General features: G+C 56.1%; 17 protein-coding genes. 15 read left to right on the plus strand and 2 right to left on the minus strand.

The window, feature by feature from the left end:
• The first annotated feature begins 55 nt into the window (after nucleotides 1-55).
• The 4 genes from araG to otsA all read left to right on the plus strand — a co-directional run bounded on the left by araG (nucleotide 56) and on the right by otsA (nucleotide 4,944).
• Nucleotides 56-1,570, plus strand: coding sequence for an L-arabinose ABC transporter ATP-binding protein AraG (gene araG / locus I6L58_RS21995; protein ID WP_006176093.1), 1,515 nt, complete (start codon nucleotides 56-58; stop codon nucleotides 1,568-1,570).
• Nucleotides 1,571-1,584: 14 nt separating this feature from the next.
• Nucleotides 1,585-2,565, plus strand: a complete 981-nt coding sequence (gene araH, locus I6L58_RS22000; protein ID WP_042320084.1) for an arabinose ABC transporter permease AraH — start codon at nucleotides 1,585-1,587, stop codon at nucleotides 2,563-2,565.
• 176 nt (nucleotides 2,566-2,741) lie between these two features.
• On the plus strand, nucleotides 2,742-3,545 hold the full coding sequence (gene otsB / locus I6L58_RS22005; RefSeq protein ID WP_088208245.1) for a trehalose-phosphatase: 804 nt from the start codon (nucleotides 2,742-2,744) through the stop codon (nucleotides 3,543-3,545).
• Entirely contained in the window at nucleotides 3,520-4,944 is a 1,425-nt protein-coding gene (gene otsA, locus I6L58_RS22010; RefSeq protein ID WP_006176090.1) for an alpha,alpha-trehalose-phosphate synthase, read from the plus strand. Before otsB ends, otsA begins: the two co-directional genes overlap by 26 nt.
• 15 nt (nucleotides 4,945-4,959) lie before the next feature.
• Here otsA and uspC read toward each other — a convergent pair whose 3' ends face one another.
• Nucleotides 4,960-5,388, minus strand: a complete 429-nt coding sequence (uspC, locus tag I6L58_RS22015) for a universal stress protein UspC (RefSeq protein WP_006176089.1) — start codon at nucleotides 5,386-5,388, stop codon at nucleotides 4,960-4,962.
• An 803-nt stretch (nucleotides 5,389-6,191) separates the two neighbouring features.
• On the opposite strand from uspC, the gene flhD reads away from it, so the two are divergent.
• The 6 genes from flhD to cheW all read left to right on the plus strand — a co-directional run bounded on the left by flhD (nucleotide 6,192) and on the right by cheW (nucleotide 11,618).
• Nucleotides 6,192-6,542: a flagellar transcriptional regulator FlhD gene (gene flhD / locus I6L58_RS22020; RefSeq protein WP_088208407.1), complete on the plus strand. Its 351-nt coding sequence runs from the start codon at nucleotides 6,192-6,194 to the stop codon at nucleotides 6,540-6,542.
• A 3-nt stretch (nucleotides 6,543-6,545) separates the two neighbouring features.
• Nucleotides 6,546-7,124 carry a flagellar transcriptional regulator FlhC gene (flhC, locus tag I6L58_RS22025; RefSeq protein WP_006176087.1) on the plus strand — a complete coding sequence of 193 codons (579 nt, stop codon included), beginning with the start codon at nucleotides 6,546-6,548 and terminating at the stop codon, nucleotides 7,122-7,124.
• Between the two features lie 122 nt (nucleotides 7,125-7,246).
• Nucleotides 7,247-8,134 carry a flagellar motor stator protein MotA gene (motA, locus tag I6L58_RS22030; RefSeq protein WP_008500417.1) on the plus strand — a complete coding sequence of 296 codons (888 nt, stop codon included), beginning with the start codon at nucleotides 7,247-7,249 and terminating at the stop codon, nucleotides 8,132-8,134.
• Complete coding sequence (gene motB / locus I6L58_RS22035; protein ID WP_006176085.1) at nucleotides 8,131-9,060, plus strand: flagellar motor protein MotB; 930 nt, start codon at nucleotides 8,131-8,133, stop codon at nucleotides 9,058-9,060. The genes motA and motB overlap by 4 nt, the downstream gene beginning before the upstream one ends.
• A gap of 4 nt (nucleotides 9,061-9,064) precedes the next feature.
• Nucleotides 9,065-11,095 carry a chemotaxis protein CheA gene (gene cheA / locus I6L58_RS22040; protein WP_088208246.1) on the plus strand — a complete coding sequence of 677 codons (2,031 nt, stop codon included), beginning with the start codon at nucleotides 9,065-9,067 and terminating at the stop codon, nucleotides 11,093-11,095.
• Between the two features lie 19 nt (nucleotides 11,096-11,114).
• Nucleotides 11,115-11,618, plus strand: a complete 504-nt coding sequence (gene cheW / locus I6L58_RS22045) for a chemotaxis protein CheW (RefSeq protein WP_006176083.1) — start codon at nucleotides 11,115-11,117, stop codon at nucleotides 11,616-11,618.
• A 95-nt stretch (nucleotides 11,619-11,713) separates the two neighbouring features.
• Here the strand turns inward: cheW and I6L58_RS22050 are convergent, their stop codons facing one another.
• Nucleotides 11,714-12,973, minus strand: a complete 1,260-nt coding sequence (locus I6L58_RS22050; RefSeq protein WP_088208247.1) for a dicarboxylate/amino acid:cation symporter — start codon at nucleotides 12,971-12,973, stop codon at nucleotides 11,714-11,716.
• Between the two features lie 427 nt (nucleotides 12,974-13,400).
• On the opposite strand from I6L58_RS22050, the gene I6L58_RS22055 reads away from it, so the two are divergent.
• From I6L58_RS22055 to I6L58_RS22075, 5 genes are read left to right on the plus strand one after another with little or no spacing between them, the layout of a single operon-like run.
• Nucleotides 13,401-13,973 carry a Csu type fimbrial protein gene (locus tag I6L58_RS22055; RefSeq protein ID WP_006176081.1) on the plus strand — a complete coding sequence of 191 codons (573 nt, stop codon included), beginning with the start codon at nucleotides 13,401-13,403 and terminating at the stop codon, nucleotides 13,971-13,973.
• Between the two features lie 12 nt (nucleotides 13,974-13,985).
• Complete coding sequence (locus I6L58_RS22060; protein ID WP_006176080.1) at nucleotides 13,986-14,534, plus strand: Csu type fimbrial protein; 549 nt, start codon at nucleotides 13,986-13,988, stop codon at nucleotides 14,532-14,534.
• A 16-nt stretch (nucleotides 14,535-14,550) separates the two neighbouring features.
• Complete coding sequence (locus I6L58_RS22065; RefSeq protein WP_088208248.1) at nucleotides 14,551-15,312, plus strand: fimbrial biogenesis chaperone; 762 nt, start codon at nucleotides 14,551-14,553, stop codon at nucleotides 15,310-15,312.
• Nucleotides 15,288-17,672 (plus strand): fimbria/pilus outer membrane usher protein, encoded by a 2,385-nt coding sequence (locus I6L58_RS22070; protein WP_006176078.1) that lies wholly within the window; start codon nucleotides 15,288-15,290, stop codon nucleotides 17,670-17,672. Before I6L58_RS22065 ends, I6L58_RS22070 begins: the two co-directional genes overlap by 25 nt.
• Nucleotides 17,669-18,631, plus strand: coding sequence for a Csu type fimbrial protein (locus I6L58_RS22075; RefSeq protein ID WP_088208249.1), 963 nt, complete (start codon nucleotides 17,669-17,671; stop codon nucleotides 18,629-18,631). Before I6L58_RS22070 ends, I6L58_RS22075 begins: the two co-directional genes overlap by 4 nt.
• The last annotated feature ends 72 nt before the right edge of the window (nucleotides 18,632-18,703 follow it).

Raw genomic sequence — 18,703 nt, forward strand, 5'->3', positions numbered from 1 at the left:
CCCTTACTTGCCGTAAGGGGCCTGACGTACACACAACAGGTATCACGGAGTCGTTATGCAACAGTCCTTACCGTATCTCTCTTTTCGCGGCATCGGTAAAACCTTCCCCGGTGTAAACGCGCTGACCGATATCAGCTTCGACTGCTATCCCGGCCAGGTTCACGCCCTGATGGGGGAGAACGGCGCGGGAAAATCCACGCTGCTCAAAATTCTCAGCGGTAACTACACGCCCACCACCGGCACGCTGGCTATTCGCGGCGAAGAGGTCGCCTTTGCCGACACCACGGCGGCGCTCAACGCGGGCGTTGCCATCATCTATCAGGAGCTGCACCTTATTCCTGAGATGACCGTGGCGGAAAACATCTATTTAGGCCAGCTGCCGCATAAAAGCGGCGTGGTCAATCGCTCGCTGCTGAACTATGAAGCGGGCCTGCAGTTAAAACACCTCGGGCTGGACGTCGATCCGCAAACGCCCCTGAAGTATCTCTCCATCGGCCAGTGGCAAATGGTGGAAATCGCCAAAGCGCTGGCGCGTAACGCCAAAATCATCGCCTTTGACGAGCCAACCAGTTCGTTATCCGCGCGGGAAATCGACAATCTTTTCCGGGTGATCCGCGAGCTGCGTAAAGAAGGCCGCATCATTTTGTATGTATCTCACCGCATGGAGGAGATTTTCGCCTTAAGCGATGCCATCACGGTATTCAAAGATGGCCGCTACGTGCGCACCTTCACCGATATGCAGCAGGTCAACCATGACCAGCTGGTACAGGCGATGGTCGGGCGCGATCTCGGGGATATCTACCACTGGAAACCGCGCGAGTACGGGCCGGAACGCCTGCGTCTGGATACGGTGAAAGCGCCCGGCGTGCGCACGCCCATTTCGCTTTCGGTGCGCAGCGGTGAAATTGTCGGGCTGTTTGGCCTGGTGGGGGCAGGGCGCAGCGAGCTGCTGAAAGGGCTGTTTGGCGGTACGCGCATTACCCAGGGGCAGATTCTGGTCGACGGGAAAAAAGTCGATATTCAGAAGCCTGCCCACGCCATCACCGCCGGCATCATGCTCTGCCCGGAAGATCGCAAGGCAGAAGGGATTATTCCGGTGCACTCGGTTCGCGACAACATCAATATCTCTGCTCGCCGCAAGTTTATCCGCGCCGGATGCCTGATCAACGACGGCTGGGAGTCGAGCAACGCCGAACACCACATCCGTTCGCTGAATATCAAAACGCCGGGTGCCGAACAGCTGATCATGAACCTTTCAGGCGGAAACCAGCAGAAGGCGATCCTGGGCCGCTGGCTGTCGGAAGACATGAAGGTGATTATGCTCGACGAGCCGACGCGCGGCATCGACGTGGGGGCGAAGCACGAAATCTATAACGTCATTTATGAGCTGGCAAAACGGGGCGTGGCGGTGCTATTCGCCTCAAGCGATCTGCCAGAGGTCCTCGGCGTTGCCGATCGCATCGTTGTGATGCGTGAAGGGGAAATTGCCGGTGAATTGCTGCATGAACAGGCGAATGAACAACTGGCGTTGAGTCTCGCCATGCCTAAAGTTAGCCAGGCTGTCGCCTGAGTAAGGAGTCAATGATGTCCTCTGTTACTACATCCGGAGCGCCGAAGACGGCATTCAGTTTTGGGCGCATCTGGGATCAGTACGGCATGCTGGTGGTCTTTGCCGTGCTGTTCCTCGCCTGCGCCATATTCGTTCCAAACTTCGCTACCTTCATCAATATGAAGGGACTCGGGCTGGCTATCTCAATGTCCGGTATGGTGGCCTGCGGAATGCTATTTTGTCTGGCCTCCGGCGATTTTGACCTGTCTGTGGCCTCGGTCATTGCCTGTGCGGGGGTGACCGCCGCGGTGGTGATCAACCTGACCGAAAGCCTGTGGATCGGCGTGCTGGCAGGGCTGATGCTGGGCGTGTTGAGCGGTCTGGTGAACGGGTTTGTTATCGCCCGGCTGAAGATCAACGCGCTGATCACCACCCTTGCCACCATGCAGATCGTTCGCGGCCTGGCCTACATTATCTCTGACGGTAAAGCTGTCGGGATTGAAGACGAGCGTTTCTTCACCCTGGGCTATGCCAACTGGCTGGGCCTGCCTGCGCCCATCTGGCTGACCGTTGCTTGCCTGATCCTGTTTGGTTTCCTGCTGAACCGCACCACCTTTGGCCGCAATACCCTGGCGATTGGCGGTAATGAAGAGGCGGCGCGTCTGGCGGGCGTACCTGTGGTGCGCACCAAAATCATCATCTTTGTGCTCTCGGGGCTGGTCTCGGCGGCTGCGGGGATTATTCTGGCCTCGCGCATGACCAGCGGCCAGCCAATGACCTCCATCGGTTATGAGCTGATTGTCATCTCAGCCTGCGTGTTGGGCGGGGTTTCGCTGAAAGGAGGCATCGGAAAAATCTCATATGTGGTGGCGGGGATATTGATTTTGGGGACGGTGGAGAACGCCATGAACCTGTTGAATATTTCACCGTTCTCGCAGTATGTGGTGCGTGGCCTGATCCTGCTGGCAGCCGTGATATTCGACCGTTACAAGCAAAAAGCGAAGCGCACGGTCTGAGTTTTTTCCTGGCGTAAGCCTGCTCAACTATTAACCATAGTTGAGCCTCCTGCCGCCCCGCCAGTTTTGCTGGCGGGGCGGTTGCTAAATGGCGAGCGACGTCACACTGTCTATACTTACATGGCTATGAAAGGGGGAAAGGCGTTTGCCCCTCGTCAACTGTAAGGAGGAAAAGGGTGGCTGACTTGTTAACTGCACCGCCTGTACTACCCGGTAAATATGCCTGGTTTTTTGATCTCGACGGCACGCTCGCCGGGATCCAGCCGCATCCTGACGATGTCGTGGTCCCGGATACGGTGTTAGAGGATTTGCATCAGCTCTCGCAGATGAACGCTGGAGCACTGGCATTGATTTCAGGGCGCTCTATGGCTGAGCTGGATATGCTCGCCGGGCCTTACCACTTTCCGCTGGCTGGAGTACACGGAGCGGAGCGCCGCGACATCCATGATCAATTGCATATTGTCTCGCTTCCTGAGGCGTTGATTAACACGCTGCATGCGGAGCTTATCGCGTCGCTGGCACAGCTTCCGGGCACCGAACTGGAAGCCAAAGGCATGGCCTTTGCGCTGCACTATCGCCAGGCACCTCACCATGAAGCGGCGATATTTTCCATTGCCCGTAGCCTGGCTGATGCACACCCTCAGCTTGCGCTCCAGCCGGGTAAATGCGTGGTAGAAATCAAACCTGAAGGGATAAATAAAGGCGCCGCCATTGCTGCATTTATGGCTGAGCCACCGTTTAAAGGCAGGACGCCGGTATTTTTTGGGGATGACCTGACCGATGAGGCCGGGTTCAGTGTGGTAAACCAGGCCGGAGGGATATCTGTCAAAGTCGGCCCTGGAGAAACACGTGCCAAATGGCGGCTGGAAAGTGTCGCCAGCGTCTGGCAGTGGATATCTGACGTCGCTAACCAGCAACAACAACAAATAGCGCAAAACAACGGGAGAAATCATTATGGGTCGCTTAGTCGTCGTCTCTAATCGCATCGCACCGCCGGATGATAAAAAAGCCAGCGCAGGTGGCCTGGCGGTAGGGGTGTTAGGTGCCCTGAAAGCCGCCGGTGGCCTCTGGTTCGGCTGGAGTGGGGATATCAGTAATGAAGAGAAACCGCTGAAGAAAGTCACGCGCGGCAACATCACATGGGCCTCGTTCGCCCTGAACGAAAAAGACTATGACGAGTACTACTCGGAGTTTTCCAACGCCGTGCTGTGGCCCGCTTTTCACTATCGTCTGGACCTCGTTAAGTTTCAGCGCGAGGGCTTTGAAGGCTACATGCGGGTGAACGCCCTGCTGGCGGATAAACTGCTGCCTTTAATCGAGGAAGACGATATTTTATGGATCCACGATTATCATCTTCTGCCCTTTGCCAGAGAGTTGCGTAAACGGGGCGTCAATAACCGGATTGGCTTCTTCCTGCATATCCCGTTCCCGACGCCGGAAATCTTCACCGCGCTGCCTCAGCACGACGAGATCCTTGAGGCACTGGCGGATTACGATCTGCTCGGCTTCCAGACCGAAAACGACAGGCTGGCCTTCCTCGACAGCATCTCGGGTAAAACGCGTCTGGTGACCCACGAGGGCAAATCCCACACCGCGTGGGGCAAAGCCTTCCACACCGAGGTGTATCCTATCGGAATTGAGCCTGACGAGATTGCCGAACAGGCATCCGGGCCGCTGCCGCCAAAACTGGCGCAGCTGAAGAACGAACTCAAGCACGTGAAAAACATCTTTTCGGTAGAGCGTCTGGATTACTCCAAAGGGCTGCCGGAGCGTTTCCTGGCCTACGAGACCCTGCTGGAAAAATTCCCGCAGCACCACGGTAAGATCCGCTATACGCAGATTGCGCCAACCTCGCGCGGGGAAGTGCAGGCCTATCAGGATATTCGTCACCAGTTAGAAACCGAAGCCGGACGGATTAACGGCCGCTACGGGCAACTGGGCTGGACGCCGCTGTTCTATCTCAATCAGCACTTCGATCGTAAGATCCTGATGAAGGTCTTCCGCTATGCGGATGTCGGCCTGGTCACGCCGCTGCGTGACGGGATGAATCTGGTGGCAAAAGAGTATGTCGCAGCACAAGATCCTGCCGACCCTGGCGTGCTGGTGCTGTCGCAATTTGCCGGTGCGGCCAATGAGCTCACCTCTGCGCTTATCGTCAACCCTTACGACCGGGATGACGTCGCCAACGCGCTGGATCGCGCTCTGACCATGCCGCTGACGGAACGTATTTCACGCCACGCTGAGATGATGGAAACCATTCGCAAGAATGATATCAATCACTGGCAGGCGCGGTTCATTGAGGATTTACGCGCCATTACCCCGCAGGACAGCGAGGGACATCTGCAAAAAAAGATCGCGACCTTCCCTAAACTGGCGTGATTATTCTCGGGGGCATTAACTGCCCCCGAGAGGCACCAGCAAAACATCTACCAGACTTGAGCCAACAATCGATTTCGCCGAGCAGGCTGCCCGGGAAAAAAAGCTCTGGTTATGATTCCCGCAAATCACCAAATCAATATTTTGATGACGACACATGCTCAGTATGTGTTCGTTTAATTCGCCTGTGGCAATGACGGTTTCATGAACCGGATAATTCGCTTTCTCTACCAGCTCCCGCAGAAAGGCTTTTGTTTCTTCCTGCAGCACGTCGCGAATATCTTCGAGCATCGGGGCGGCCATCTGGTTATACATTTCCGGCTCGGCGGCAAGGGTAATCAGGCTGATGCGGGCGTTGTTGGGCCGGGCGATAGAGACCGCACGGGCAACAAGCTGGTGGCTTTCCGGGGAAACAGCAACGGAAACAAGAAGATGGGAGTAACTCATCACACACTCCTTTGGCGTCTGAGAAACGGTATGCGTTCAGCATTACCGCGAAACGCCCGAGTCTGCAAGAGGGGACCATGTCATTAGTGTGACGCTTATCATAATTATTCATTAATTATTCTTATAAGAAGAATAACTGAAAAGTATGTCTAAATGAAAAAAATTAACAACTTAATACAAATCACAAAATTAAATGCTTGTGCGGCTGAATCATTCTGAAGCGTTATTAACGCATGGGTGATAATTGCCTGATGATATTACCTGTAGAGCGTAGATGTGTAACTTACTGATTAACAGTAATAAAGAGTAACACGTGTGAGGGGGTAGACGTTTTTAACATTAATGCAACTTTAACAGCACTAAAAAGCCCTTCCACATACCCATTTGTTCACACTTCTGCATGAGTATTCGATCATAAAGAATATAAAACAGTGTGATTTGCTCAATTATTAACCAACTTACAAGCCTCGCTGATGGGTTTATGGAGTATATTCACTCAATTTATGTGATGTGGATCACATTTTTTTTAAAATTCGGGGGAGGCTGGATTGTATGTGGCAAAACTGACGAGTAGAGTTTGCGTCGAATTAGGAAAAATCTTAGTTATTTGTAAGAAATGATAAAAGGCGTAAGCGATGCGTAAAGACGTGTCGGGGTCACTGCGCGTTTTACTGCATAAGCATACAAATCTTAATTCAACTATGCATTTGGCCTTTTCTTTTATACCGGGTGATTTCCCGGCGACATCACGGGGTGCGGTCTGTCCGCATAAAAATAATAGTTGGTTATTCGGGATGGGGAAAATGCATACATCCGAGTTGCTAAAACATATCTATGACATCAACTTGTCGTATTTATTGCTGGCACAGCGTTTGATTAGTCAGGACAAAGCATCCGCAATGTTTCGTCTGGGTATTAACGAAGAGATAGCCACCATGTTGGGCGGATTAACGCTCCCGCAAATGGTAAAACTGGCAGAGACCAATCAGCTTGTTTGCCAGTTCCGCTTTGACAGTCCGCAGACCATTACGCGTCTGACCCAGGATTCCCGCGTAGACGATCTCCAGCAGATCCACACCGGTATTCTCCTTTCCACCCGCTTGCTCACCGAAATCAGCCAGCCTGATGACGCTGCCCGTAAGAAAAGGGCATAAAAAATGAGCGAGAAAAGCATTGTTCAGGAAGCCCGTGACATACAGCTGGCAATGGAACTCATTACGCTGGGTGCGCGTTTACAGATGCTGGAAAGCGAAACGCAGCTGAGCCGTGGCCGTCTTATTAAACTGTATAAAGAGTTACGTGGTAGCCCACCGCCGAAAGGCATGCTGCCGTTTTCGACCGACTGGTTTATGACCTGGGAGCAGAACATTCATGCGTCTATGTTCTGCAACGCATGGCAGTATCTTCTGAAGACGGGGCTGTGCACCGGCGTCGACGCCGTGATCAAAGCCTATAAGCTTTACCTTGAGCAATGCCCACAGCAGGAAGAAGGTCCTCTGCTGGCGTTAACCCGCGCATGGACGCTGGTGCGTTTTGTTGAAAGCGGAATGCTGCAACTGTCGCGCTGCAACTGCTGCGACGGCAATTTTATCACCCATGCACATCAGCCCGTAGGCAGCTTTGCCTGCAGTTTATGTCAGCCGCCTTCCAGGGCAGTAAAAAGACGTAAACTTTCCCGGGATGCTGCCGATATTATTCCACAACTGCTGGATGAACAGATCGAACAGGCTGTTTAACCCGACCTTGTGGGCAAGATTCCAGCAGCGGTAAGTCATTACCGCTGCTTTTTTTTACCCGCATTTTGGGCACACTGTCGAAATGAACATCCTGCCATAGTCACTAGCGGAAGGATGATGTCGTGCTTATCTTATTAGGTTACCTGGTAGTTCTCGGTACAGTTTTCGGCGGTTACATGATGACCGGCGGGCACCTTGGAGCACTCTATCAACCGGCTGAACTTATTATCATCGGCGGCGCAGGGGTAGGGGCTTTTATCGTTGGCAACAACGGTAAATCGATCAAGGGGACGCTGAAAGCTATTCCACTGCTGTTCCGTCGCTCGAAATACACCAAAAGCATGTACATGGACCTGCTGGCACTGCTCTATCGCCTGATGGCGAAGTCGCGTCAGCAGGGGATGTTCTCGCTGGAGCGTGATATCGAAAACCCGAAAGAGAGCGAAATCTTCGCCAGCTACCCACGTATTCTGGCCGATGCCATGATGCTGGATTTCATCGTCGATTACCTGCGCCTGATCATCAGCGGCAACATGAACACCTTCGAAATCGAAGCGCTGATGGACGAAGAGATCGAGACCCACGAAAGTGAATCCGAAGTGCCGGCGAACAGCCTGGCGCTGGTGGGTGACTCGCTGCCTGCATTCGGTATCGTCGCGGCGGTAATGGGCGTGGTTCACGCGCTGGCCTCGGCGGATCGCCCGGCGGCAGAGCTGGGGGCGCTGATTGCCCACGCTATGGTGGGCACTTTCCTCGGTATTTTACTGGCGTACGGTTTTATCTCCCCGCTGGCCAGCGTGCTGCGCCAGAAAAGCGCCGAAACCACCAAAATGATGCAGTGCGTGAAGATAACCTTGCTCTCCAACCTCAACGGTTACGCGCCGCCTATCGCCGTGGAATTCGGACGTAAAACCCTGTACTCCAGCGAACGTCCGTCGTTCATCGAGCTGGAAGAACATGTACGCGCGGTGAAAAATCCAAACCAACAGACGACCACTGAGGACGCATGAAAAACCAGTCCCATCCGATCGTCATCGTAAAAAAGCGCAAGCATAAGGGGCACGGGCACGGCTCGCACGGCTCCTGGAAAATTGCTTACGCCGATTTTATGACCGCCATGATGGCCTTCTTTCTGGTGATGTGGCTGATCTCCATCTCCAGCCCGAAAGAGCTGATTCAGATTGCGGAATATTTCAGAACACCGCTGGCGACGGCAGTGACCGGTGGGCAGCGTATTTCTAACAGTGATAGCCCCATCCCGGGCGGCGGCGATGATTACACCCAGCAAAAGGGTGAGGTGAAAAAAGAGCCGAACATCGACGAGCTGAAAAAACGGATGGAGCAGGCGCGCCTGAAAAAAGTGCGCGGGGATCTGGATCAACTGATTGAAGCCGATCCGAAGCTGCGCGCGTTACGTCCGCACCTGAAGATTGACCTGGTGCAGGAAGGGCTGCGCATTCAGATCATCGACAGCCAGAACCGCCCGATGTTTAAAACCGGCAGCGCGGAAGTGGAACCCTATATGCGCGACATTCTGCGGGCGATTGCGCCAGTGCTGAACGGCATCCCTAACCGGGTCAGCCTCTCCGGGCACACGGATGATTTCCCCTATGCTAATGGCGAGAAAGGGTACAGCAACTGGGAGCTTTCTGCCGATCGTGCCAACGCCTCGCGTCGCGAGCTGGTGGCGGGTGGGCTTGATGATGGCAAGGTCCTGCGCGTGGTCGGCATGGCAGCAACCATGCGCCTCACCGACCGCGGGCCGGATGACGCCATCAACCGTCGTATCAGTCTTTTAGTGCTGAACCAGCAGGCGGAGCAGGCCATCCTGCATGAAAACGCCGAAAGTCAGAATGAGTCACTGGACGATTTAAAACAGCCTGGGGCCGTCCCTTCGGCTGCCGTTCCAACATCGCCACCAGCCAATCCGAGGTGATAGCGTGAGCATGGATATTAGCGATTTTTACCAGACATTCTTTGATGAAGCCGACGAGTTGTTGGCTGATATGGAGCAACACCTGCTGGATCTGGTGCCTGAAGCACCGGATTCAGAGCAGCTGAATGCCATCTTCCGGGCAGCGCACTCCATTAAAGGCGGCGCCGGAACCTTTGGTTTTACCATCCTGCAGGAAACGACCCATTTAATGGAAAACCTGCTCGATGAAGCACGACGCGGTGAGATGCAGCTCAATACCGATATTATCAACCTGTTTTTGGAAACCAAAGATATTATGCAGGAACAGCTCGACGCCTATAAAAGTTCGACAGAGCCTGATGCAGCAAGCTTTGAATACATCTGCAATGCGCTTCGCCAGCTTGCGCTGGAAGCAAAAGGCGAGGCCGCCGCGCCTGCCGTCCCTGCTGCGAAACTGAGCGTTGTCGATGCGGTTTCGCCAGCCGATGCCACGCCTGCCGCCGGGCAGCCCGCAAAACTGCGCGTGGTTCTCTCTCGTCTGAAAGAGAATGAAGTCAATCTGCTGGAAGAAGAGCTGGGTAACCTGGCGACCTTAAGCAACGTGGTGAAAGGCAAAGACAGCCTGGCGGCGACGCTGGACGACGGGATCGGCCAGGACGACATCGTGGCGGTCCTGTGCTTTGTTATCGAAGCCGACCAGATTGCCTTTGAAACCGAAACGTCCGTTGCTGACGCCCCGGCGCCAGTGGAAGAGGGTGTTGCTGAGGTCGCTGCGCCTGCAGTAGTGCCTGCAGCGCCTGCGCTGAAAGCCGTGCCGAAAGAGCCGGCTGCGCCTGGCCGCGGTGAAAAACCGGCGGCGCGCTCCAGTGAATCCACCAGCATCCGCGTGGCCGTTGAGAAGGTCGACCAGCTGATTAACCTTGTGGGCGAACTGGTGATCACCCAGTCTATGCTGGCCCAGCGCTCTAACGAGCTGGACCCGGTCACCCACGGCGATCTCATTACCAGCATGGGTCAGTTACAACGTAACGCCCGCGATCTGCAGGAATCGGTGATGTCCATTCGTATGATGCCGATGGAGTATGTCTTCAGCCGCTTCCCGCGCCTGGTGCGCGATCTGGCCGGTAAGCTCAATAAGCAGATTGAGCTGACGCTGATGGGCAGCTCAACCGAACTGGATAAGAGCCTGATCGAACGCATTATCGATCCGCTGACGCACCTGGTGCGTAACAGCCTTGACCACGGTATTGAATTGCCGGAAAACCGCATCGCAGCGGGGAAATCTCCGGTGGGCAACCTGATTCTTTCTGCGGAACACCAGGGCGGTAACATCTGCATTGAAGTGACCGACGACGGTGCCGGTCTGAACCGTGAGCGTATCCTGGCGAAAGCGGTATCGCAGGGCATGGCGGTGAACGAAAACATGACCGATGAAGAGGTTGGCATGCTGATCTTCGCGCCGGGCTTCTCCACCGCCGAGCAGGTGACGGATGTCTCCGGGCGTGGCGTGGGCATGGACGTGGTGAAACGTAACATCCAGGAGATGGGCGGCCACGTCGAGATCAAGTCTAAGCAGGGGGCCGGCACCACCATCCGCATCCTGCTGCCGCTGACGCTGGCGATCCTCGACGGCATGTCCGTTAAGGTGGCCGACGAGGTCTTTATTCTACCGCTGAACGCGGTGATGGAATCGCTGCAGCCGCGCGAAGAAGATCTGCATCCGCTGGCGGGCGGCGAGCGCGTGCTCGAAGTGCGCGGGGAGTACCTGCCGCTGGTCGAGCTGTGGAAAGTATTTGAAGTGGACGGTGCAAAAACCGAGGCCACGCAGGGTATCGTGGTGATTTTGCAAAGCGCCGGTCGCCGCTATGCGCTGCTGGTCGATCAGCTGATTGGTCAGCACCAGGTGGTGGTGAAGAACCTCGAAAGCAACTATCGCAAAGTGCCAGGCATTTCTGCTGCCACCATTCTCGGGGATGGCAGCGTGGCGCTGATCGTCGATGTGTCGGCGCTTCAGGGATTAAATCGTGAACAACGTGTGGCGTACACAGCCGCCTGATTAAGTAGAAGGTAAAAACATGACCGGTATGAGTAATGTAACGAAACTGGCGGGCGAGCCATCAGGACAGGAATTCCTGGTTTTCACGTTAGGTGATGAAGAGTACGGTATCGACATCCTTAAGGTGCAGGAGATCCGCGGTTACGATCAGGTTACGCGCATTGCCAACACGCCTGCTTTTATCAAGGGCGTGACTAACCTGCGCGGCGTCATTGTGCCTATCGTTGACCTGCGCGTGAAGTTCAGCCAGGGCGACGTAGAATACAACGATAATACCGTGGTGATTGTGCTGAACCTCGGCCAGCGCGTGGTGGGGATTGTGGTTGATGGCGTGTCCGATGTTCTGTCACTCACCGCCGATCAAATCCGTCCGGCACCGGAGTTTGCGGTCACGCTGTCCACCGAATACCTGACGGGGCTGGGCGCGCTCGGCGAACGTATGCTGATTCTGGTGAACATTGAGAAGCTGCTGAACAGCGATGAGATGGCGCTGCTGGATATCGCGGCGAGCCACGTGGCCTAAAACGATACCGGGTGGCGCTCACGCTTACCCGGCTTATACGTTCGAGCATTTTTAGGCCGGGTAAGGCGAAGCCGCCACCCGGCTTTTTTACACCCTTACGCTTCCTGTTCCACCAGCTCAGCCTCCGCTTCCCGCGCACCTTCGTTTTGCGACAGCATCGCCGTAGCAATCCCGTTCCCCAGCACGTTAATGGCTGAACGCCCCATATCGAGGAAGTGATCGATACCCATCAGCAGCAGAATACCGGCAACCGGAATATTGAAGCTCGGGATCGTTGCGGCCAGCACCACCAGCGAAGAACGCGGTACGCCCGCGATCCCTTTTGAGGCCAGCATCAGGGTCAGCATCAGCACCGTCACTTCCGTAAAGCTCAGGTGAATATTGTAAGCCTGGGCGATAAACATTGAGGCAAATGAGCAGTACACCATCGATCCCACCAGGTTAAAGGAGTAACCGATCGGCAGGACGAACGAGGCAATATTGCGCGAGCAGCCAAAACGTTCCAGCTGTTCCAGCGTTTTAGGGTATGCCGCTTCAGAACTGCTGGTGGTAAACGCCACCAGCACCGGATCTTTCAGCATGCTGACCAGGCGGAATATCTCTTTTTTCAGCACCATATAGCCCACCGCCAGCAGCACCAGGCAGGTGAGGAGGATAGCCACATAGTAGCCGCCGATGAACGAGGCATAGTTCAGCAGGATCCCAAGCCCCTGGGTGGCAATCACCGACGAGATAGCCGCAAAAATAGCCAGCGGGGCGACGTACATGACGTAGCCGGTTACCTTCAGCATGATATGGGAGACCACATCAAGCGCGGCAACCAGCGGAGCGTTGAATTTTTGCCCCAGCGACGCGCCACCAATGCCGAAGAACAGCGAGAACACGACAATTTGCAGGATCTCGTTATCCGCCATCGCCCCGGCGATGCTGGTCGGGATGGTGTGGGAGAGAAACGCTTTCAGCGTCATGCCGCCCACCGCCAGACCGGTATCCACCGCTTCTGTCGGAATGGTGAGATTCAGGCCGCTGCCGGGACGTTCCAGGGTGACGATAAATAACCCCACCAGAATAGACAGCACGGAGGAGCTGATAAACCAGACCATCGCTTTACCGCCGACGCGCCCGATGGTTGAGGTTTCGCCGAGCTTCATGATCCCGACCGTTAAGGTGCTGAACACCAGCGGCGCAATCACCATTTTAATCAGCCGCAGGAAAATATCGGTCAGCAGCGTAATGTTCTCCGACCAGGTTTTCACCGCCTCCGCTGGCGCATATTCATGAATAACCGCCCCTGAAAGAATACCCGCCAGCATGAATATCACGATGAAGAGCGTGAGTTTATTTGCACTTGCCACGAAAAGACCCTCTGTGTGCTTAAGGTTTCACCGGCGCTTATGCATATGAATTTTTTATTTAAGCGCAGGAAAAGATTCGGCACATAAATTGGATTAAAGCGGAGGGAGTTACAACTCCTTTTTAATTTTTATTAAATTAGTTGTGCAACGCCTGACGATATATTGTGACGTACATCACGCTGTAGGCGATATATCCTCGGGAAATGACTATAAAAACTCTGCATAGAGAAGGTAATCGTTTGTATTTAAATGAAATAGTCTGTCAATACGGCAAAGGTATGGGGGTAAATGGCAAAAGTGGTTGAAGCGAACGCCATAAACTAAATTCTCCATAACCCCCTCGGTGGAATGTTAAGCGGGGCTAACATATTGAGTGCATTAAATAAAATGTGGAAAGCGAATGGCGACATCTTCTGGAGGGTGGTCAATGAAAAGAATACGCCTTTTAATCTGTGCAGGTACGCTGCTGTCAATTATCCCGGCCCATCAGGCGCTGGCGGTCACCAGTAACGGGACTATCGGTGCGACGCTGACACTCACGAATGGCTGTCTGATTAACGGCTCGCCAACGCAAAACGGCATTAACTTCGGGACCCTGGATTTTGGGACCCATCCCGCAACGTTTTCCACGCTCACCACGCAGCTGACCGGTGCCAGCGGGGGAAACACCTTTACCATTCAGTGTACGACCGCCAGCTATACGGTGGCGATTACCGGTAATACCAACTCCACCGCGCCCGGCACCGTTGTGGGGACGCCAGGCACGCCTGCGCGCTACCTGATCAACTCCGCGAATGCGGCGCAGGGCGTGGCCTACAGCCTCTACAGCGACAGCGGTTTCAATAACGTTATTGCCAACAATGCGGCGTTGCCCGTCGCCTCAACGGCAAACGGGATCGACAGCTATACCCTGTACGGGCGGATCACCGGCGGGGGCAACAGCGTGACCGTCGTGCCGGGCACCTATACCGACACCATTAACGTTAGCGTGACTTACTAGTCCAACGCAGCCATGAGGGCATCCTTGCTGTGTCTGCGCCCGCGCGCAGAGGGGATCGTGCAGCCGTTTTTTGCGCTCCTGGTGGGTGTGCTGGCGGTGCCTTCTGCCGGGGCAGTCACGTCACAATCGTTCAGGGTGAGCGCGACGATTGTGCCGGGCTGCTCGGTGACCACCGGCACGGGCGGGGTGCTAGGCCGGCTCGATTTCGGCACGCACACCGGCGTTGAGCGTGCGCCGGTGAACACCAGCTTCGTCCCCAACGGCGCGTTGTCGATTGCCTGCACGCCGGGGGTGGCGCTGAGCATGAGCATCAACGGCGGGCAAAACTACGCCTCGGTGCGACGGATGACGCGCAGCGGCGGAACCGATGTGGTGGCCTATCGCCTCTACAGCAGCAGCTCTCTGGCCGCGAACAGTGAAATAGGGGTCAACCAGGCGATTCCGGTGACCTATACCAACAGCAATAACATTGCGCTGCCGCTTTTTGGCGTGGCGCTTCTGACCGGGTTTAGCCCGGCAGGTACGTATTCAGATCAACTCACCGTGACCTTGTCATGGTGAAAAGGGAGAACGTTCGATGAGGCCATTTTTCAGGCAACTTTGCCTGGTGAGTATGTTTGGGATGTCGGCCGTTGCGACGGGGCAGGCTCACGCCGCAGCGACGATTCTGTTATGGCCCATCGACCCCTGGCTTCCCGCCGACGCCAACGCAACGGAACTGTGGATCCAGAATCAGGGTAACAGCGCCACGACAATGCAGGTGCGCATTGTGCGCTGGAAACAGGAGGGCGGATACGAACGCTATACCGCCCAGCAGGAGGTGGTCGCCAGCCCGCCGATTGTCACCATCGGCAAGGGCAGTAAGCAGCTTATCCGCCTGATTAAACAGGGCACTATCCCGTTGGGCGTCGAGCAAGCCTACCGGATCATCGTGGACGAAATCCCTCAGCCTGGCGCCAAAGCCGAACCGACCATCGGGCTAAAACTGCAGATGCGCTATTCCATTCCGCTGTTCGTGTACGGGCAGGGGATCCCGACTATCAAAGAGGGCGCACACCATGCACTGGTGGATACCCGAAACCTGAGCTGGCGCGTCAGGCAGGACGGGGGCCAGCCCGAGCTTGAGGTCCGTAATCGGGGGGATGTACACGTCAGGCTAAGCCAGGTCGCACTGGAGCAGGGCGGCCAGAAACGTACGGTTGCGGACGGGCTGCTGGGCTATGTCCTGCCGAACAGCACGCGTAGCTGGCCGATCCCGGCGGGAATACGCCAGCCGAACCAGATGAGTGCGCAAATTAATGCCAGGGATACGCAATGGCAGTCGACGCCCGTCAACTGAAACCGACGATGATGATCCTGCTTTGCGTCAGTACCAGCGTCTGGGCCGAACCCGGCGATGACAGTTTACCGCCTCCTCCTGAAGCACAGGCGATAAACAGCGAGGCGGTATTCCAGCTCTCTCTCGTGTTGAACCACTACGACACGGGACTGGTGGTGCCCGTCACGCAGCGGGAAGGGGCGTTTTATATTTCCAGCGCCGATTTGCTGCGCGCCGGTCTTCCGCCGGAGCATGTCCCCACGGGTGAAGTGAATCTTTCCACGCTCTCGCAGGTGCGGGTGGAGTACGACAGCGCCGCACAGCGTCTTTTATTGTCGGTACCCCGCGACTGGGTTGCGGCGCGCGTGACCTCTTTTGGCGGAGGTAACGCCCAGAGCAAGCCCCACTATGGTCGCGGGGCGCTACTGAACTACGACTTTTACACCAACCACACGGATCATATCGGCGGCCAGGCCTCGATATGGCACGAATTTCGTTACTTCGATGAGAACGGCTCGTTCTCTTCTACGGGCTATGCCCGGGAAGATTTCAGCGGTAATAACGGACAGCAGGAGGGGTACGTCCGCTACGACACCACGCTGCTCGTCACCAATGAAGATGAAGCCACCACCTGGAGCGTGGGGGATGTGATCAGCGATGCCCTGAGCTGGAGCACCAGCGTGCGCATGGGCGGCATTAGCTATGGCCGGGATTTCTCACTGCGCCCGGATCTGGTGACCTGGCCGCTACCGGCGTTCTCGGGGGAAGCGGCGGTGCCCACCTCCGTCGATCTGTTTATCAACGGCTACCGCTCCGGCTCCACGCAGCTGCAGCCGGGGCCGTTTACCCTGACTAATCTGCCTTATATCAACGGCGCGGGCGACGCGGTGCTGATCACCACCGATGCGCTGGGCCGCCAGGTGAGCACCACGCTGCCGTTTTACGTCACCAGCGATTTACTCAAACAGGGGCTGAGCGACGGCGCGGTCACGCTGGGTAGCCTGCGACGCAACTACGGGATCAAGAATTTTGACTATGGCCCGGCTGCGGGAAGCGGCTCATATCGCTATGGTCTGACGGACTGGTTAACCCTGGAAGGCCATGGCGAAGCGGCAGAAGATCTGGCGCTCACCGGCGCGGGAACCGTGCTTAAGCTGGGGCGTTTTGGCGTGGTGAACTCGTCATATACCCGCAGCCGAATGCGTGGGGGCAGCGGCGGACAAGTTGGCTGGGGGTACCAGTACAGCACCAGCGCATTCAGCGTGGCGACCCAGCACTCCCGGCGTGACCAGAAATTTGGCAACCTGGCGCTGTATGACCAGCCCACCGTCTACGATACAAATGACAAACCCATCGCCAGCTTCAGCCGCAATACCGACCAGTATTCTTTGACCTTCAACATGGGACAATACGGCAATATCGGCGCCGCATGGATAGGCGTTGAGAGCTTCGACAATCAAAAAACCGAGCTACTCAACCTCTCCTGGAGCCGCAACCTGTGGGGCGCCAGCAGTATCTATCTGGCTGCCAGCCGCGATCAGCAGCAGGGAGACTGGACCTTTGCGCTGTCGTTGCAGGTGCCGCTGGGCGAACGGGACAGCGCCGCCGTCACCTTCGAGAAAACGCCCGATTCGGGCAGCACGCAGCGCATCAACTATAACCATTCCATGCCGTCCGACGGTGGATTTGGCTGGAACATGGCGTGGGCCAACCAGTCGCAGTCCAGAAGCTATCAGCAGGCGACGCTGGGCTGGCGCAACAATAACATCGAGCTGCAGGGCGGCGGTTACGGTGAGAAGGATATGATGACCTGGTGGGGCGAGGCGATGGGCTCGCTGGTGCTGATGGACGGCGAGCTGTTTGCGGCCAATAAAATCAACGATGCGTTCGTGGTGATCAGTACCGATGGTCATCCGGACGTGCCGGTAAACTATGAAAACCAGCCGGTAGGCAAAACCAATAACAATGGTTATCTGCTGGTGAGCGGCGTGTCGGCCTACTATCCGGCCAGCTACAGCATCGATACCCTGAACCTTCCGGCCGATACCCGGCTGAAAGAAACCGAGCGTCGCATCGCTATCCGCCGCCACAGCGGCTATCTGGTGGACTTCCCGATGGAGCAGGAGCGGGTGGCGAGCGTCATTCTGCACGATGTGCGGGGCCAGGCGATCCCGGTGGGAAGCCAGGTGAGACGCGCGTCGCGCAGTAGCGCCGTGGTGGGATACGACGGCATTGCCTGGCTTGAGAACCTCAGCGATGTGAACGCGCTCGACGTGACCCTGCCTGACGGAAAACAGTGCACCGCCACGTTGACCGTCGGCGCGAATCCGCAACACAAGCTGCAAACCTACGGCCCGCTGGTCTGCCGGGAGGCACCGTGATGCGCCTGCTGCTGGGGCTCCTGCTGCTGTTTTCCGGCGGCAGCTGGGCCGCCTGTACCGTCAGCACGGTCAATGCCTCCTTTGGCAGCGTCACCTCGTTTGCCCTTAGCGGGACGGGGGAAGTGCAAACTACCGGTACGCTGGTGGTCGCCTGCGATGCGGTGCTTAATTTGCTGACTAACGATTCAGTGACGCTGAACTACACCACCGCCTCGGTCTCCGGCAGCAGTCGGGCTACCATGAAGCGCACCGACAACGCCACCATCACCGATGTGATCCCCACGCGCCTGTGTGGCCTGTCCGGCTGCGCAACCAGCAGTGAAGTGCAGATCGGCAAAGCCTACACCTGGAGCGGCAACTCGCTGCTCAGCCTGTTGGGGGCGAAGCAGTACAATATTCCGCTCTATTTCCGCACGGTGCCCGGGCAAAACGTTTCGGCAGGGCCGTATCAGGTTCTGCTTACCTTCAGCATCAACTACAACGTCTGCTCGGTTGGCGCTGTTGGACTCTGCCTGACGCCGCAAACCGGTACGGCGACGACCAGTATTTTGCTCAACATGAACGTCACCAATGATTGCAGCACGATGTCCACGCCGGACGTCAGTTTCAACAGCGCGCCGCTGGTGCAAAATTTCCCGACTGTCTCGCAGGCCATCGTGGTCACCTGCACCAAAGGCAGCACGTACACCATCGGTATTAACAATGGTGCAAACGCCCTGAACAACGTGCGCAGGATGGTCAGCGGCAGCAACTATATGAGTTATGACATCTACAAAGAGGCCACCACCAATCGCTGGGGCGGCAGCGGAACCGAGCGCTGGGCCAGCGCGGCTTCCTCGCAGGTCAGCTCCGATGGGCTTCTGCGTACCTATAACTACACTGCAAAAGTGCTCACCAACCAGGCAACACCCCCTGCCGGAACCTACAGCGACACCCTGATCGTTGACGTCGCCTTCTGAGTCCCGCTTTTCCCTTTCGCAAATGTAAAGTTCCTGCGCCCTGTGCCGATAACACCGTTAATAAATCTAAGA

Source organism: Enterobacter cancerogenus (assembly GCF_019047785.1).
GTDB classification, from domain to species: domain Bacteria; phylum Pseudomonadota; class Gammaproteobacteria; order Enterobacterales; family Enterobacteriaceae; genus Enterobacter; species Enterobacter cancerogenus.